18 protein-coding genes are annotated in these 16,039 nt (G+C 39.3%); 7 read left to right on the forward strand and 11 right to left on the reverse strand.

Annotated elements, in window-relative coordinates; translation table 11 throughout:
- Positions 1-139: 139 nt before the first annotated feature.
- From I6F54_RS13020 to I6F54_RS13065, 10 genes are read right to left on the reverse strand one after another with little or no spacing between them, the layout of a single operon-like run.
- Positions 140-856, reverse strand: a complete 717-nt coding sequence (locus I6F54_RS13020) for a hypothetical protein (RefSeq protein ID WP_165740513.1) — start codon at positions 854-856, stop codon at positions 140-142.
- Positions 853-1,593 (reverse strand): iron transporter, encoded by a 741-nt coding sequence (locus tag I6F54_RS13025; RefSeq protein WP_197141694.1) that lies wholly within the window; start codon positions 1,591-1,593, stop codon positions 853-855. Before I6F54_RS13025 ends, I6F54_RS13020 begins: the two co-directional genes overlap by 4 nt.
- The gene (locus tag I6F54_RS13030; protein WP_024591521.1) at positions 1,580-1,933 is read right to left on the reverse strand and encodes a cupredoxin domain-containing protein; all 354 of its coding nucleotides are present in this window, start codon (positions 1,931-1,933) and stop codon (positions 1,580-1,582) included. The genes I6F54_RS13025 and I6F54_RS13030 overlap by 14 nt, the downstream gene beginning before the upstream one ends.
- A complete protein-coding gene (locus tag I6F54_RS13035; RefSeq protein WP_165728802.1) occupies positions 1,926-3,239 on the reverse strand; it encodes an ATP-binding protein in 1,314 nt (437 codons plus the stop codon). Before I6F54_RS13035 ends, I6F54_RS13030 begins: the two co-directional genes overlap by 8 nt.
- Positions 3,240-3,265: 26 nt before the next feature.
- On the reverse strand, positions 3,266-3,925 hold the full coding sequence (locus tag I6F54_RS13040) for a response regulator (RefSeq protein WP_165728803.1): 660 nt from the start codon (positions 3,923-3,925) through the stop codon (positions 3,266-3,268).
- Between the two features lie 7 nt (positions 3,926-3,932).
- Positions 3,933-4,580, reverse strand: coding sequence for a hypothetical protein (locus I6F54_RS13045; RefSeq protein ID WP_165740510.1), 648 nt, complete (start codon positions 4,578-4,580; stop codon positions 3,933-3,935).
- 23 nt (positions 4,581-4,603) lie between these two features.
- Complete coding sequence (locus I6F54_RS13050; protein ID WP_165740509.1) at positions 4,604-5,374, reverse strand: SDR family oxidoreductase; 771 nt, start codon at positions 5,372-5,374, stop codon at positions 4,604-4,606.
- Positions 5,371-6,060, reverse strand: coding sequence for a TenA family transcriptional regulator (locus tag I6F54_RS13055; protein ID WP_197141696.1), 690 nt, complete (start codon positions 6,058-6,060; stop codon positions 5,371-5,373). The genes I6F54_RS13050 and I6F54_RS13055 overlap by 4 nt, the downstream gene beginning before the upstream one ends.
- A complete protein-coding gene (locus I6F54_RS13060) occupies positions 6,053-7,522 on the reverse strand; it encodes an AMP-binding protein (RefSeq protein ID WP_197141698.1) in 1,470 nt (489 codons plus the stop codon). The genes I6F54_RS13055 and I6F54_RS13060 overlap by 8 nt, the downstream gene beginning before the upstream one ends.
- Entirely contained in the window at positions 7,519-8,172 is a 654-nt protein-coding gene (locus tag I6F54_RS13065; protein WP_166377574.1) for a thermostable hemolysin, read from the reverse strand. The genes I6F54_RS13060 and I6F54_RS13065 overlap by 4 nt, the downstream gene beginning before the upstream one ends.
- Positions 8,173-8,446: 274 nt before the next feature.
- Here I6F54_RS13065 and I6F54_RS13070 point away from each other — a divergent pair, with 274 nt between their 5' ends.
- The 5 genes from I6F54_RS13070 (at position 8,447) to I6F54_RS13090 (ending at position 12,682) form a co-directional block, all read left to right on the forward strand.
- Positions 8,447-9,070, forward strand: coding sequence for a fused MFS/spermidine synthase (locus I6F54_RS13070; RefSeq protein ID WP_007583564.1), 624 nt, complete (start codon positions 8,447-8,449; stop codon positions 9,068-9,070).
- Entirely contained in the window at positions 9,063-9,947 is an 885-nt protein-coding gene (locus I6F54_RS13075) for a spermidine synthase (RefSeq protein WP_024592422.1), read from the forward strand. Before I6F54_RS13070 ends, I6F54_RS13075 begins: the two co-directional genes overlap by 8 nt.
- A gap of 134 nt (positions 9,948-10,081) precedes the next feature.
- A complete protein-coding gene (locus tag I6F54_RS13080) occupies positions 10,082-10,549 on the forward strand; it encodes a MarR family transcriptional regulator (RefSeq protein WP_007583567.1) in 468 nt (155 codons plus the stop codon).
- 8 nt (positions 10,550-10,557) lie between these two features.
- Entirely contained in the window at positions 10,558-11,622 is a 1,065-nt protein-coding gene (locus I6F54_RS13085) for an HlyD family secretion protein (protein ID WP_121953524.1), read from the forward strand.
- Positions 11,623-11,632: 10 nt separating this feature from the next.
- Positions 11,633-12,682: a DUF2955 domain-containing protein gene (locus I6F54_RS13090; protein WP_007583570.1), complete on the forward strand. Its 1,050-nt coding sequence runs from the start codon at positions 11,633-11,635 to the stop codon at positions 12,680-12,682.
- A 137-nt stretch (positions 12,683-12,819) separates the two neighbouring features.
- Here I6F54_RS13090 and I6F54_RS13095 read toward each other — a convergent pair whose 3' ends face one another.
- Positions 12,820-13,977: a benzoate/H(+) symporter BenE family transporter gene (locus I6F54_RS13095; RefSeq protein WP_165728808.1), complete on the reverse strand. Its 1,158-nt coding sequence runs from the start codon at positions 13,975-13,977 to the stop codon at positions 12,820-12,822.
- 379 nt (positions 13,978-14,356) lie between these two features.
- On the opposite strand from I6F54_RS13095, the gene I6F54_RS13100 reads away from it, so the two are divergent.
- Together I6F54_RS13100 and I6F54_RS13105 are read left to right on the forward strand one after the other, a co-directional pair.
- On the forward strand, positions 14,357-15,061 hold the full coding sequence (locus tag I6F54_RS13100) for a hypothetical protein (RefSeq protein ID WP_165728809.1): 705 nt from the start codon (positions 14,357-14,359) through the stop codon (positions 15,059-15,061).
- A 126-nt stretch (positions 15,062-15,187) separates the two neighbouring features.
- Complete coding sequence (locus tag I6F54_RS13105) at positions 15,188-15,931, forward strand: zinc-dependent metalloprotease family protein (protein ID WP_007583576.1); 744 nt, start codon at positions 15,188-15,190, stop codon at positions 15,929-15,931.
- Positions 15,932-16,039 lie beyond the last annotated feature (108 nt).

A 16,039-nucleotide genomic window follows, 5' to 3' on the forward strand; every position in this document is an offset into this window, starting at 1 on the left:
TATTACTTATATCGAAATGGAGATTTATAGCTTACATGCTTTCTTTCTAGCTGCGGCCCACTATATAGAGTTTAAATAATATGTCAAGTACCTATCTATAATCAGAATGATAAACAACCAAAACAGCTATCATTGGTTATTAAAATTCAAATTCTAATGCGAGCCTAAAACTATGGTTTTTTTCTGATTGGCTTATCTCAGTGATGAAACCCGCTTCCCATTTTAATTGCTTTTGCCCATCAAAGCGCTGTAAACCTATAAAGCCAGGCCCTATACCAATAAAGTCTTCACCTAGGTAAACCTCTATAGAAGGCTGGAAAGCAGAGCGATATCGATAGCGATATTGTGCTCTAAACTCACTTTCCCATTCGTTTTTAATGTCTTGCCCCCACTCATAAACCAAAAAAGCATTTAGCGTAAGACTTGTTTTTCCAAATTCTTTTTCGATCACAAAACCCGAGGTTGCCTCATACACATCTTCGTTATGTTTTTTTTCAAGCTCAAATAACGCGCCCCAATCAGCCCATAATTTACCTTGTTCAATTAATTGCCAACGTAGCTCAAGCTCATAAGCTTCTAATCCAAAATCGCCGTTATCGTCTCGCTCACCAACTAAATAGCCTTCGAGTGCCATTGTATCGTTAATAGCACCGCCACCACCCAAACGCTGCGCTAGTATGTTGCCACTATCTGTTTGGTGCGACACTAATCGCCACTCAAATTCACGCTCAAAAGGCAAAACATAGGGGTGATATACCTTATCAACAACAATACCATCAGCCTTTGCTTGGATTGAGAATACCAACAAACAAAGAGCGGTAAAACTAAGCGCTAAATATAGGTTGAGTGCTTTCATACACGTTCCTTAGTTATTGAAGCCGGAATAACATAACAAAGTAATAAAAATAACACGCTGCTTGTACTATATATAAGTACACTCATTAAATCAGGAGTGGCCTCGTAACCAACAAGAGCACGCAGTACGCGGCCTAGCTCAGAGTTTTCGCTTAATACATAGCGTAAATCCCACACTGTTGAGGTGTTTGTAATTAAATCTATTTGGCTTGCCAAATCCAATGCAACTAATAACTTAGCCGCGCTGTTAAAAGCAAGCAAAGTAAAAAGCGGGTACATACCAAAACGGTGCTTAATTGCATTCATTAAAAAGTACAGCAATACGCTAAAACTTAAACAAATTCCAACACCTAATAAAGTGCCAATAAATAAGCTTTGCCCTGCATCACTATTTTGCCAAAAACTGGTGAGGTAAATAATATAATGGCTTAAATAGAGCGTTATTGTGCTTATAACTGCGATATAAAATGCCGCTGACTTTTGCTTTAGTGCAAATACCAATACAGCAATAAATATAGTGATACATAGCCCTATTTGTGAGTACTCTAACCCTTGGTGTTCAAACCACTGGCTCACCCACGACGCACTTTGCATGTACAAAAACGACATTACCGCGCCTATTAATAAAGCAGAATATATTCGCAAAGAGCTCTGTTTTTTAACTACTTGTAGTAATACTAATAAAATAGCCACAGGTAGTAATTGGTTAAGGCTCATGACTAAACTAGTTATTAGCATGCTGCGCCCCTTCATCGCTAACTATAACAACGCCCCTTGCTGTATTTGGCGAAAACTCACCAAAAAACTCGTAATGCCCTTTACTTAGCGGTCCTATATAAATAATGCTTTTACGATTTGGGTAGAGTACTTTTTCTCTGTTTAGATCAAAGCTATCAAACTCTTCTGGTGTGCTGTCTTGGTTTTCTATCAATAGTTTTACTTTTTTATTTGCGGGAATAATTATTTGCGAGGGATAAAACAAATGATCTTTTAAAATAATAAGGTACTCTTTACTCGCCGCGTTAAACGACAAAAATAGCAAACAACAAAGACATTGATTGAATAAACGTTTAGTCACTTTTTACTCCTGTAAAAGTAACCTTAACGGTTAATCCACCTAAAGAGCTATTCGCTAAATGAATTTTTGCGTCATAAATAGCAATAATGTGTTGAACAATCGCCATACCTAAACCGGCACCTTGCTCGCCTGATGGATGTTGATCGCCACCTACGCGATAAAAGCGATTAAATATTCGGTCTTTTTGCTCTTCAGTCATCCCCGCACCAGAATCATCAATTTGCCAACTATAGTCATTATTACTTGATGCTAATTTAATTATAATTTGACCGTTACTAGGTGTGTATTTAATCGCATTACTGAGCAAGTTAGAGATAAGGGTCGTTAATGTAAACTCATCACCATTAATTACAAAATCATCGCCTTCGAGGCTAATCGTTTGGTTTTTTTCGTCTATTTTATCGTATTGCTCCGACACGGCTTGTTGGGTAATGGTTAGCAATGATTGCTCGCTAAACTGCTTCTGCCATTGCTCAGGCTGGGTGCGCCCTAAAATTAGCATTTGTTCAACAATATTACTTAAGCGGTTAATGCCCTGCGACATGGCTTGTAATTCTTGATGGTCTTGCAGATTACTTTGTTTATTAGCCAAATTATGTACATTAATTTTTAAGCTACTGAGCGGGGTACGTAATTCGTGAGCTGCATCTGAGGCAAAAAAGCGCTCTCGTAAGTAAGCGGTTTCTACGCGTTTAAATAAGTCGTTTAAACGATTAATAACCGGTTTAATTTCTTCGTCAGTTACTTGCCAGTTAATTGGCGTAAAGTCGTTAGCTTGGCGAGACGCCAACTGCTTAGATAATCGGGTAAGAGGGGCTAATGCGTATTTAACAAAAAAGCTAATAAAAATAGCAAGCAGAGGGACTGCCCATAGCATAGGTAACATTGCAGATAAAATAACGGCTTCAGCTAATTCAAAACGCTTTGCCATAGGTTCAGCAACAATGACTTTACGGGTGTTTTTACTCATCACAAATACCCGCATACGCTGCCCTGCTACATTGGCTGTTTGAAAGCCCTCGCTAAAACTAATTTGGTTATTCGTTAAACTCGATGAGCCACTAAGTAAATTATTATTTTGCCAAATTTGATACAACAACTGAGCGCTATTATTACTTACTTGTACTGCATCTGTGCTTAGTACCAATGGTTGCTCAATTAAAACGCCAGCCACTATTTTAAGTTCATTATCAAGCAAGTTTTCGCCGTGGTGCATGCTTTTTTGATAGCCTTTTACTAATGCTAAAAAGCAAGTTAGCACCATCATTGAAAGTAAAATTAAGGTCAGGCGTTTACGAATAGACATTTTCAACCTCGAAAGATAAACACACCCTAACGCTTACCAACTACGTAGCCAATGCCACGTAAGGTTTTAATAAAATCGCTAGGGAATTTTTTACGAAGATGATGAATATGGACCTCTATGGCATTAGAGCCAACTTCTTCACCCCATTGGTAAAGTTTATTTTCGAGTTGTTGTTTTGATTGCACCCTTCCCTGATTTTCCATCAGCGCTTTTAAAAGCATGTATTCTTTCCGCGGTAGTGTAAGTGACTGCCCACTTTGTGTAACTGTATGAGCAGATGTATCCATTACTACATCACCACAGCGCAATAAGCTTGATTGTGTTTGGTTAATGCGCCGACTTGCTACACGTAAACGGGCAAATAGCTCAGCGGGGTCAAACGGCTTTGCAAGGTAATCGTCAGCGCCCATGTCAAGCCCTTGGACTTTGTCGTCAATACTGCTGCGAGCAGTTAAAATAACCACCGGTATTACTTTTTTTTGCGCTTTAATATGCTTTAAAACTTGCGAGCCATCGCCGTCAGGTAATCCTAAATCGAGAATAACAAGCTCAATTTCACCACTAGAAAGGCACTCTAAGGCATGCTTAACTGTGCCACTATGCTCTACACTGTAGCCCTCTTGACGCAAAGAGCGAATAAGCCCTTGCGCCACTAAATGATCATCCTCAACGAGTAATAAATGCATTATGTGTTTATCTTTTTAGTTTTTTATCTACTTTTACCAATAGCTGGCTTATTGCTTGTTGGCGATATTCATCTGCTTTTGCACGAGTATCACGAATGCCCGCAGCTTGTGCTACAAGTAGTCGTGCTTTAGCTTGTTTATAATCGCCTTCGTCATACAAATATTCACCGTATAAGTAATTAGTATCAATGCCTTCGAGATTAAAAGCGAGCGCTTGTTTAAATAATTTTTCAGCTTTGTCGTCATCACCAAAACCAATTGGCCAACCAGGTACTTTACTGTAAAGCGTTGCAAGGCTTGCGTAAGCTGAGCCATTTAATGCAGTGCCATCTATTGAGAGTGCATTTTCAAGTGACACTTTTGCCTCTTTTGCCAAACCAAGTGCACCCAAGCCCCCTTTTGCACCTGCAAAGCTAGCTAACACAATTCCATTCCAAATATGTGTTTGTGCTGAGCTTGGGTAGTTTTTAACAAATAACGCGCTTTGCTCACTTAGTTGCGTAAACGCGTCTATTTGCGCATCGTCTTCAAGTTCGTAGTTGGCAATTGCCCACTTTTGTTGAATTGAGGTTAAGTCTTGCGCTTCATCTGCCTGTACTGCGGTCGTAAATACAGCCGTTAATATTAAATATAATGCGAGTGTAAATTTATACATAATTTTGCCCTTGTATGTGTTTGTTAACTTAAAAAGCGTTTGATTTTAGGAAGTTGTTTTGCAATAGCGTTATCAACAACGCTTGGGAATGCGCCATTTATGCGTGCAAATAATTTTTCAGGAAAACCAATAAAGCGCCTTGTTTGGTTCGAACTTATAAGTGCTAATAACTCTTGAGCAACTAATTCTGGCGAGTCCATTTTATTACCGAGCTCTTTATTCATTGCCCGCGCTTTACTGCTATTAATAGAGGTATCTGTTGCTCTTGGTGCTAAATAGGTCACTTTAACGCCTGAACCATTCAACTCACGCGATAACGCTTCTGTAAAACCACGTAAACCAAATTTACTGGCGCAATAAAGTGTTTGAAACGGGTAACCAATACTGCCAAACGATGATCCCACGTTAACAATGGTGCCTTTGGTATATTGTAACTGCCCTAAAAATAGTTGGCATAATTTAATAGGTACCGACAAATTAGTAGTCAGCATATTATCTATTTGCTCATTACTTGTGTGCTCAAGGCTTTGCATCGTATTTACGCCAGCGTTATTAATAAGTAATTTAACGCCACCGAGTTGCTTGGCTTTTATGGCTAAGTTAATGCGTGTTGTATCGTCGGTTAAATCGCCAGTAAATGTTTCACTGTCTGGGCATTCACGGCTCAGTTTTTCAAGAGCTTGCGTATTACGCCCTACAAGCAGTAACGTCCACCCTTTTGCATATAGGGCTTTAGCAATTGCTTGCCCTATTCCGCCTGTTGCACCAGTTAGCACACATAAAGAGCTGCTCATGCCGATTTGCCTTGTGCACTTGCTTTAAAAAACGGTTCATCATCGAGTCCACGAAATATATCGCCGTATAAACGATAAAAGCGCTTTGCACCATGAAGTATGGCTTCTTGATCCGCCTCATCTGTTATTTGGTTCATTAGGTTTTCAAAAAACTTTACATGCTCTATATCAAGCGCGCCGTGAGAGGTTAAATAACTAAATGCTTTTTTAGGTAAGTCCACAGCATTTGCAATGTTTGAAGCCGCGCCATCAGCAAGCGCTATAGAAGTGCCTTCAAGCACATGCACCATGCCAAAAAAGCTCAACGGATTTTTACGTGCAATGGAGTCGTACGCATACGACACCATCATTTCGGTAGCGTATTGCGGCTTGCTACACCTCACTGCTTCTTTATTAAAACTACAGGCTGCAATATCGTTAAGTATCCACTCTTGATGGCCTATTTCTTCTTCAATGTATTCTGCGACCGCTTCGCGCAGCCATTCTTGATCGTCAGTTAATCGTGCACCAACTGACATCATTAATGGCACGGTGTGCTTAACATGGTGATACGCTTGTGCTAAAAACGAGGCGTATTCTTCAAGTGATGCTTCGCCTTTAAAAACACGCTGGATAATAGGCGCTGCAAGCAGATAGTTTTGTTCTTGTTTAGTTTGCTCTTTAAGGGTGTTAAAAAAATCACTCATTAATTACTTCTCCAAGTCGGTAAAATTGCTCAAACACAGCATGGTACTGCTTACTTATGGCATCTCGTTTTGGACGATTATTTGTTGTTAATAATCCTTGTTGCACACTTAATGGGGCAGTTAAACGATGCCATTTTTGAATTCGTGCATAGTCGGGTAGTTGTTTATTAATTGCGTTAATGTATTGCTCTAACACTGGGTTACTTAGCTTTGTATCGGCGTAAATAATGGCACTCAGAAAAGGTTGCCCCTCACCAAATACAACCGCTTGTAAAATACCGCTTTGACTTAGTAATAGTGACTCAGGCCACTCGGCACTAATGTTGCGCCCCATACTGGTAATAATTAGGTTTTTTAATCGGCCTTTAATAAATAAGGTGTTTTGATGCTGATCGACCAGATCGCCGGTTGCATACCAGTGGTTTTTGTTGTGAGGTTGATGGTTTAAGTAACCTAAAAACAAATCGCCTTTTATAAAAAGCTGACCATTTTCAATTTTAGTTTGAATATGAGGTAACACAGAGCCGGCACTGTGGAGGTTATCGTTTGTGGGTGTATTTAAACTAACGACAGATGCCGCCTCAGAAAGCCCATAACCTTGGTACACTGGTAAGTTTAAGCTACGCGCTTTAACTATTAGCATTTCGCTGACAAGCGCACCACCCACAGCAAGAAACTGTAACGAACTAGGCGGTTGCCATCCATCTTCTGCAAAAGCAACTAAGCATGCTAATAGTTCTGGCACTAAAATAAGCGTATTTGGCTTAACTTTATCAATAGCAGCAATAAGTTGTGCGGGCTGTTTTAATGCAGTTCCAATAAAGCCTAATTCATTTAACGGCATTAAATGCACTGTACCGCCACTTTTTAAAGGCGCATATACACCGGCTATATTTTCAAGTAACACAGCAAGCGGCAATAAACATAAATGCACAGGCTTTTTAATATTAATTTTATCGCACAGAGATTGAGCTACCTGCATTTGGCTCTTTGCAGATAAACACACGCCTTTTGGTTGTCCAGTAGAGCCTGATGTAAACGTTACTTTTTGAGTTTCTGGAAAATAACTGACGGGTTTAGCTGCAACAATTTCGTAAATATATAATGTGTAACACTCAAATAAATTGATTGATGCGGTCGGCTCCCCAAATAAAGGGTTTAGCGTGTCGCTCATAAATACATTAGCGCCGCATTGCGCTAGTACATATTGAGTTTGTTGTTCACTAAAAAAGTGAGCAATTGGCACAGCCACTTTATTAGAAACCGCAGTAGCGGCATCAATAACAAGCCAAGCTGGCGTATTATCGAGCTTATAAGCGACACATTTGCCGTTAAAGCTTTGTAGTATTTTTACTACTTTTTGTATTTGCTGGTTAAACTCATCACCGTTAATTTCACGTGTTAGATCTTTATTATGGGCAATAATTAATGGCGATACTGAATGAGTATTATAGTAGTTCATACATTCACCAATGCGTTTACCAAAGAATTGATATTTGAGTGGTTTTGCTGCATCAAACTATAAAGCATTGGGGTATTTAATACTTGTTGGTGAGCTTGCTCTAGGCTCACAATGCATACTGTTGGTTGGTTGGCGTAATAGCTGCCCCACTTTAATGGGTTCTCAACTACAAAACTGCTCGCAAGTGCAATTTCGGTACACGTAACACCAAGTAAGCGCAATAAAGCACGCACTTTGTTGGTTGCACAAAACACTAAATGTTTTGCCCCCACACTTTGCAGAGCTTCGTTAACAATAATAAAATGTGCAAGTGTTGCTCTTCGATTTGTAGAGCAGAGATTACCAAGTTCAAAAATCTTATTGCGAGAAATGCTCTCATCTAAAAAATCTTCAACGGGTGATGCTAAATATTGCTCAATAAACAATGGCGAAGTTGCTTGCCTTAGCCCTAACGTGCACTTTCCTTGCTCGGTAACGTATTGGCAAAGTAGTGGCATAAAAGAGGTAAGCTTAGCGTTATACGCAACTAAAAAACCTTCTTTCACTGTGTTTTCGAGATTTTTTCGATGCACATCATTAATACGAGCACTAATAAATTGACTGTTATTTTGTGTTAAACCTAATGATGTAGAAGTGTGGGCTAATTGCATAAGCTCGCTCATTTAAACCTGTTTATATTTCAGGGTTTAAACTTAACGAGTGAAACTTAAAGAAAACTTAAGAAAATTAATTTAAATGAAAAAGCGTCTTAAGTGTTAAATCGCGAGGGCCTAGGCAAGCTAAATAGATCAGAATTCAACTAACTAACAAATTGCTATAACAAAACTTCTTTTTTAAATTAAACTTAGGTTAATTATTACCCTAGCAGCTTTGTATGCATCACGTTAGTATAGTGTTCTACTTAAGTTACATAACGATAATTACATGAGCATAAAAACAAACGCGTTAATTTACTTTTTAGCTTTTTGCAGCGGCTTTTGCATAATGGGCATTGAGCTTTTAGGTGGGAGGATTCTTGCCCCCTTTTTTGGCAGTAGCGTGCATATTTGGGGCAGTATAATTACTGTGTTTATGCTTAGTTTATCTTTTGGGTATTTACTTGGTGGTAAACTCAGCACTAAAAATGCATCCCTTACCAAATATGGTTTAATATTTTTAATTGCCAGCATTATGGTTGTTCCTATTACATTATTTTCGCAGCCTATAATGGAATTTATATTTACCCATATTGAAGATAGCCGCTACGGCTCACTCTTAGCGTCAACTGCTTTATTTTTTATACCTACCGTTATTTTAGGCATGATCTCGCCCTACTCTGTGCGCTTACTGGTAACAGATAGCGATAAAAGCGGCCAAGTGGCTGGGCGTTTATACTTTGTAAGTACGCTTGGCAGTGCCCTGGGTACTATTATTACCTCGTTTTACTTTGTGCTCGCGTTTGACGTAAATACAATTATTAGCGCCTTTGCTTTAACACTTGGGGCACTGGGTTTAGTCGCGATTGTTATTAATACCTTGGTTAATAATAAGGGGCTTGCTCATGCTTAAATATTTGCTACTGCCATTAATTGTGTTTTCAGGTTCTGCGTTTAGTAAGGTTATTCATGAAGAACGCTCGCTTTATCGCAATATTATTGTTGAAGAAACGAGCGACTTACGTTGCCTTAAATTTAATACTAAAAGTAGCCAAACAAGCCAAAGTTGCATGTATAAAAGCAATCCCGACAAACTTGTTTTTAATTACACAAAATTGACGTTTGCGAGCCTTTTAGTAACCGACAACCCTAAAAGTGTACTTATTATAGGATTAGGTGGCGGTACGCTTTCTAATGTTATTCATGAGCTATACCCCACTGCAAATATTCATAATGTTGAAATAGATCCTGCAGTAACTAAAGTTGCACGCGATTACTTTAACTTTATAGAAAACGACTTAGTGACATCAAGCGTGCAAGATGGCCGTATTTTTATAAAGCGCGCCGCTATTAAAAAGCAAAAGTACGATTGGATTATTTTGGATGCGTTTAACGGTGACTATATTCCGGAGCATTTGCTCACTAAAGAGTTTTTTGAAGAAGTACAAAGCGTATTAGCCGATGGTGGCGTTATTGCCGCAAATACGTTTTCAAGTAGTAAACTTTATGAGCATGAGTCGGCAACTTACCACGCTGTATTTGGCGACTTTATAAATGTAAGCCGCGAAAATCGCAGCAACCGTATTATTTTAGCGGGACTTAAATCAATACCGAGCGAAGCGCAAATTAACACGCGTGTTAATGCTCTCGCCCCTAAATTAGTAAAATACGGTGTAGATATAAAAGCGATTAGCCAACTTATGCACTTTACTAAAGACGGCCAAGATTGGCCTGCAGATACAAAAGTACTTACCGATCAATACTCCCCAGCTAATTTACTTAACTTTTAAAACTCCCTAAACCTCACCATTTTTTTACAGGTGAGGTTTAGCAAATATTTTGCCACTTCTCGCACTTACGCATATTTACTTAGCTTGCTAAGTAATGATAAAATAGTTAGCTTGCTAACTATGTTGGGATGGCTATGCCTACACAAAAACCTTTTCACGAGACGCTCGATTTAACCGTTATCGGTAATATGGGCCGAGTTCATCGCTTATGCCGCGAAGCAGTAACCATTGCTGTTGAGCCTTTGGGGCTTACTCAGTCGCGCTGGACTGCACTAATGCATATAAATATGCGTGGTGAGGGACTAACACAACTTGAACTTGCTAATAGCTTAGGGATAGAAATGCCTTCACTGACTCGCACGCTTAAGCAATTAGAGGAGCAATCGTTAATCGTTCGCCGTGTAGACAAACATGATAAGCGCAGTAAAAGACTCTATTTTACTGAGCAAAGTGATGCCATTTTACATTCATTGCAAGAGACCATTTCCGATATAAAAAATCAGTTATACAGCGGTTTATCTGTTGAGCAGCTAGATGCCATTGCATTTGGTTTGATCAAAATAGAGCAAAACGCCCTTAAATGTATTCAAGTTAATAAGTAAGGCTAAAAATGACACCGGATCAAAAGTTTGCACGCTATGTAAGGTTTTCTCTCATAGGGTTTATCTTAGTATTTATTTACTATTTAGTGGCCGATATGGTTTTACCTGTGACACCACAGGCACGTGTATACCACCCTGTTGTGCAAATATCACCGCAAATTAGTGGCCGAGTCACTAGTGTGCAAGTTAATAATAACCAACCAGTTAAAGCGGGCGATATATTATTTAGTATCGATGAAGGCCCATATAATTTAGCCAAAGAGCAAGCTCAACTCGCGCTTGATGATGCCAAATTACAAAATAAGCGTCTTGATACCAATGTTAAAGCCCTTGAAGCACAAATTAGTGCTGCAAATGCTAAGCAGCATGAGCAAAAGCTATTAAAAAGCAGAGGCGAAAAACTCTATACTCAAAAGTCTATATCGGAGCAAGAGCTTGAAAGCATTCGTGCTAACTTTGAAGCCAGTAAAGCAAATGTTGCGGCTCTAGAAGCGCAGTTAGCTGAAGCAGTTTTAGCTAGAGGTGACTCAGGTAATAAAAACTTAGCTATGCGTCATGCTGCTAACCAGTTAGCGCAGGCTGAGTTAAATTTATCCTACACGCAAGTACGTGCACTAAGTGACGGCGTAGTTGCTAACTTACAGTTATTAGACGGCGCGTATGCTGTTGCAGGTAGCCCATTATTAGCTATTGTCGCTAAAAAAGCCGATTTAGTTGCCGACTTTAGAGAAAAGTCACTCTCAAATATGAAGCAAGGCACTCAAGCGCGCGTAGTATTTGATAGCCGCCCAGGTGAAGTTTACGACGCAATACTAGAAACATTTGAAGCAGGTGTTAGCAACGGTCAACTTAGTGCAAATGGTTTACTAAGTACAACAGAAACCAGCAATCGTTGGGTACGCGATGCACAGCGTCAACGCATTCATTTAAAGCTCGTAAATCATCAAGACTTAATAGCAAACATGCCGAGCGGGTCACGTGCAACAGTACAATTATTACCAGAATCGACAATTGGGCAATGGTTTGGCTCTGCACAAATTAGGTTTATTAGCTGGTTACACTACATTTATTAATGGAGACTTTATGACTCAAATTGTTAGCCAAGGCCCACAATTAGACTCTAATGGCCTTCGCCAAGCACTACGCATTGCAGGTGGATGCACCCTTGGCTTTACTATTAGTAAATTAATGAACTGGCCTAATGGTATATTTTTTACCGTTTATCCTATGTTGATATTGGGCATGGTACCTACGTTAAGTCGTGGGCTTATAAATCAATTTATAGCATCTGCTGCATTTAGCGCGCTTATAGTGCTGATAATGCAGGGATTGTTTTCTCACTTACCAGTCGTTATGACATTATTAGTGTTTGGTGTTTTTTGCTTTTTATTTTACCAAATGAGTAGCGGTAGTGCCTTTTTATTTGGCGCTTTAGGCGTGATAAGCCTTTCTATTCAGCTGCATTTTTCGAGCTATGTTGATGAAGGAAGTAGTATTTATCCGTTAATTTTAACTAATGGTTTGGCTATATTTTTAACCGTTGTTATTGGAGCATTAATGCATGGCCTATTTCCTGATGTAACCGCAAGGCCCGGGCGAGTAATGCCAGCTAAAGCAAAAGAAAGTATTCGCCATGAGGTATTGTTATGCTCAACCGTGGCTACGCTCTCTTTTGTGGTTTTTCAGGTTCTTGATTTACAAGACTCAATATCTGCGCAGGCAGCTTCTGTGCTTATTCTGTTTTCATTATGCTGGAAAGCCGCAGGTATGGCTGGTTGGCAGCGAGCAATTGGAACGCTTATAGGGTGTAATGCAGCGTTACTATCGCAACTATTTTTGTATAGTCACTCTGATTTTTTACTTTTTCCGATGGCTATTTTATGGATACTTTCGTTTCTTTTTGCGCGTTTTCATATTTTAGGCGGAGGCATACCTGGTATTGGTTTTGGTGTGTTGACTACGTTTGGTATTTTATTTGGGAACTCACTCGGACCAGGCCAAGATCTTGTTTATAGCGCAATGTACCGGTTTAGCTCGGTATCGGTGGCTATAATATTAAGTCTGTGCGTTGTGTATATTATGCACCATATACTTAATCGGTTTAGTGTAACTCGCCATCATACTTTTGATTAGGTAAATCTTGTTTTATAAAACTAAAGGCTGCAATTGCAGCCTTTTTTATAAGCTTAGTTAAGTTATTTTAATGATATAAATAAACTATAATTTTGTTTTAAATACTCACCAACGGCTCTTTGTACACAATAAAGCTTTTAGTCTTTTTGGGTGATAAGAAGCGTAAGCACACCTGCTATAATTCCCCAAAAAGCAGACCCCACTGAGAGTAATGTTAAGTTAGATGCAGTTACTAAAAAAGTAACAATTGCGGCCTCCGTATATTTAGTACTACTAAGGGCTTGCTGCAAACTATTAGCAATGGTGCCAAATAGCGCAATGCCCGCCAAAGCTAAAATAAGTGCCTGCGGTAAACTTGCTACCAACCCAACTAATGTAGCCGCGCACAGCGCCATTAAAATATAAAATGCGCCCGCCGCTATACTCGCCCAATAACGTTTATCATGATTTTCATCCGCTTCATCACTCATACAAATAGCAGCAGTAATAGCGGCTAAATTAATAGAATAAGCTCCAAACGGGGCGGTAAGTATATTTACAAAACCAGTCACATTAAGAGATGCAGATATAGGCGCTTTATATTTATGCGCTTTTAAAACAGCAATACCCGGTAAATTTTGCGAGGTCATGGTAACTATATAAAGTGGTAAACCTATGCTAATGCATGCTTGCAAGTGAAAAACGGGTTCAATATAAGCAAATTCGCTCATTTTCCAGTGCAGTGCGCTGGTATCAATATGGCCCATTTGCCAAGCGAGTAGTACACCTATAATAAGCACACTTAACATAGCAAAACGGGCAAAAAAGCGTTTACCAATAAAGTACATAACAACCATTAAGCCAATCACTAAAGGCATGTCGTTCATAAAATTAAACACATCGATACCAAAGGTAACAAGTACGCCGGCCAACATGGCGCACGCAAGCTCACTTGGAATACGGTTCATTATTTTTTCAAACCAGCCCGTCACCCCCGACAAAAAAACGAGCAATGCACTGAGCATAAACGCGCCAATAGCCTCGTTTAAGTTATACCCTTGTGCACTTGAAATCAGTAATGCAGCCCCCGTGGTAGACCACGCAATTAAAACAGGCACTTTGTAATAGTACGACAAACCTATTGACGTTGTGCCCATCACTAAACCAAGCATTAAAATCCAACTAGCTACTAAATCAGGCGTGCCTCCAAGGGTTATCACCACCTGATAAATCAATGCAATGGAACTCGAAAAACCAATAATTACAGCCACAAGCCCTGCTGTAATTCGGTTAAGCAACTGATCAGACACCTTCATAAATCCCTCGTAATGCCATTTATGCAGCACACAACATACGTGCCCGATAAATGCATTGCAATTAGCGATTAGTTTACAAAGAGTGAAAAAAATTCACTTTTTATTTTTCATTGTAATTAACGTCAAAAAGTCACTTTTAACCATTGTATTTAACTAAACAAACAAGTACCCACAAACGCGCCAAAGGCCGCATAAACCCTATAAAAAACCAACACTAAAAAGAGTGAAAAACATACCAAAAATAAATATCCTTATATTTTATAAGGAATTATGAAATTTAGAATTAATTCTTTTCGGTTACATTTATTATCTTGATCTAATCCATTTAATAATATAAAACATAACAAACAGTTAACTAAAAACACTAAAAGAGAAACAAATGAAGAGATCTGTCGTCTTACTAATTGCTATACCATTATCGGCATTTGCAGTTTATGGGCTATTTTTTAATGCAGATGAAACGGGCGAACCTATCGCGCCTGTTGCTATTGATTTTGTTCCTATTGATTTACAAAAAACGCGCAATACACATCCCCCTGCACCTATTGATATGAGTAAAGATCCAATTACCGTTAAACCTATTATTGCCCCTGACAACAGCTTACCGTTTGAAGAATTTGATGCCGTAAATCGCCTATCCGACAAAGCAAAGCAAGTGCTTATAAACGCAAAAGTTTTACCTACCGACTTACATAACGAGGCCTATATTGAGTTTGATTTAAATTCTTTACAGGCGTTAGAGACTGGCGAAAATTTTGATTTAGCTATTCCGCAAACAGCCGAAACATTCACCGCAGAAGTGACTAATGTGGTTGAGTCTGAAAATGGCGATAAGAGCATATTTGGCAAAATAGTGGGTGTTGATGGCCGCATGCATAATACCGTTTTAACGGTAGGTAAAGATGCCGTATATGGTCAATTTACTGCGCCTTCTGGCAATTATGTATTCGAAAGTAAAGGTAAGTACGGATGGATTGCAGCAAAACGCGATTTATATAAAAGCCACATAGAGCATGATGTAACCGCACCAAAACCCAAATCAGATAAAAGCATCGATATATTTGCACCAAAAATTGATGGCTAACCAATAATCAAAATATAAAAAACAACTAAAGCCGCACTATAGGGCAGCTTTAGTGTGTCTGCTTTTTATGAGATCAACCAAGTTAAAAACAAGTTCCAACCACAACAAGAGTAAGGAAATACAATAATGAAAAAAGTAATCACAACAACCGCACTGGCTGCGGCATTATGTGCAGCAAGTGTTGCACAAGCAGAAACAATCGATATCGGTATTTTATATACCGACCAATCAGCTGCTGCAACTAGCAATATTGACACTAAAATAAATCAACTAATTGCTTTTAGTAATCAGGTATATAGCCAAAATGGCGTTGATATAACACTACGCTTAGCTGGCAAACAAAACTTAGGTGACTATGCAGTAACGCCGTCTGAGGATTGGTTAGATTCGGTTACAAATAGCAGCTACGTAGATGGTTTACGCAGCGATTGGAAAGCCGACATGATTGCCGTATTAGGTACTGGTCAAAGTGCTGGCAATGGGCTTATTTCATGTGGTTTAGCATGGGTTGGCCAAGGCACTAATGGCAATCTATACAGCTCAATGAGCAGCCGTATGTACTCAATCACTGCAATTGATTGTGGTGCAACGACATTTGTACACGAACTTGGTCATAACCAAGGTTTAGCGCATTCACGCAAACAAGGTGATACGTCTGGCGGTGTATATGTAGATGGCATGGGTCACGGCGTACAAAACGAGTTTGCAAGTATAATGGCTTACCCGCACGTTTACGGTAGCGCTACTCAGTACGATTACTTCTCTAACCCTGGCTGGAGCGTAAACGGTATTGCATTTGGTATTACAAACCAAGCGCATGCAATTCGCACAGTTACTGCTACAAAAACAAGTATTGCTAACTTTAAATAAGCTGCCCAATAAAAAAGTGGGCTAAATAGCCTAATGCCAGTCAGTTAAGCTGACTGGCATTTTTCTTTTTATGGGGATACTTAGATGGTTTTGGCTTAACCCATCGGG

The sequence above is a fragment of the Pseudoalteromonas sp. SWXJZ10B genome (assembly GCF_015864475.1).
Classification (GTDB): Bacteria; Pseudomonadota; Gammaproteobacteria; order Enterobacterales; family Alteromonadaceae; genus Pseudoalteromonas; species Pseudoalteromonas arctica.

Excerpts from the sequence above, each read along its gene's own strand:
- I6F54_RS13085 (WP_121953524.1), top strand. The coding sequence starts at position 10,558 with ATGACACCGGATCAAAAGTTTGCACGCTATGTAAGGTTTTCTCTCATA.
- I6F54_RS13025 (WP_197141694.1), bottom strand. The coding sequence starts at position 1,593 with ATGCTAATAACTAGTTTAGTCATGAGCCTTAACCAATTACTACCTGTG.
- I6F54_RS13055 (WP_197141696.1), bottom strand. The coding sequence starts at position 6,060 with ATGAGTGATTTTTTTAACACCCTTAAAGAGCAAACTAAACAAGAACAA.
- I6F54_RS13100 (WP_165728809.1), top strand. The coding sequence starts at position 14,357 with ATGAAGAGATCTGTCGTCTTACTAATTGCTATACCATTATCGGCATTT.
- I6F54_RS13020 (WP_165740513.1), bottom strand. The coding sequence starts at position 856 with ATGAAAGCACTCAACCTATATTTAGCGCTTAGTTTTACCGCTCTTTGT.
- I6F54_RS13035 (WP_165728802.1), bottom strand. The coding sequence starts at position 3,239 with ATGTCTATTCGTAAACGCCTGACCTTAATTTTACTTTCAATGATGGTG.
- I6F54_RS13070 (WP_007583564.1), top strand. The coding sequence starts at position 8,447 with ATGAGCATAAAAACAAACGCGTTAATTTACTTTTTAGCTTTTTGCAGC.
- I6F54_RS13090 (WP_007583570.1), top strand. The coding sequence starts at position 11,633 with ATGACTCAAATTGTTAGCCAAGGCCCACAATTAGACTCTAATGGCCTT.
- I6F54_RS13105 (WP_007583576.1), top strand. The coding sequence starts at position 15,188 with ATGAAAAAAGTAATCACAACAACCGCACTGGCTGCGGCATTATGTGCA.
- I6F54_RS13080 (WP_007583567.1), top strand. The coding sequence starts at position 10,082 with ATGCCTACACAAAAACCTTTTCACGAGACGCTCGATTTAACCGTTATC.
- I6F54_RS13040 (WP_165728803.1), bottom strand. The coding sequence starts at position 3,925 with ATGCATTTATTACTCGTTGAGGATGATCATTTAGTGGCGCAAGGGCTT.
- I6F54_RS13050 (WP_165740509.1), bottom strand. The coding sequence starts at position 5,374 with ATGAGCAGCTCTTTATGTGTGCTAACTGGTGCAACAGGCGGAATAGGG.
- I6F54_RS13060 (WP_197141698.1), bottom strand. The coding sequence starts at position 7,522 with ATGAACTACTATAATACTCATTCAGTATCGCCATTAATTATTGCCCAT.
- I6F54_RS13095 (WP_165728808.1), bottom strand. The coding sequence starts at position 13,977 with ATGAAGGTGTCTGATCAGTTGCTTAACCGAATTACAGCAGGGCTTGTG.
- I6F54_RS13065 (WP_166377574.1), bottom strand. The coding sequence starts at position 8,172 with ATGCAATTAGCCCACACTTCTACATCATTAGGTTTAACACAAAATAAC.
- I6F54_RS13075 (WP_024592422.1), top strand. The coding sequence starts at position 9,063 with ATGCTTAAATATTTGCTACTGCCATTAATTGTGTTTTCAGGTTCTGCG.
- I6F54_RS13045 (WP_165740510.1), bottom strand. The coding sequence starts at position 4,580 with ATGTATAAATTTACACTCGCATTATATTTAATATTAACGGCTGTATTT.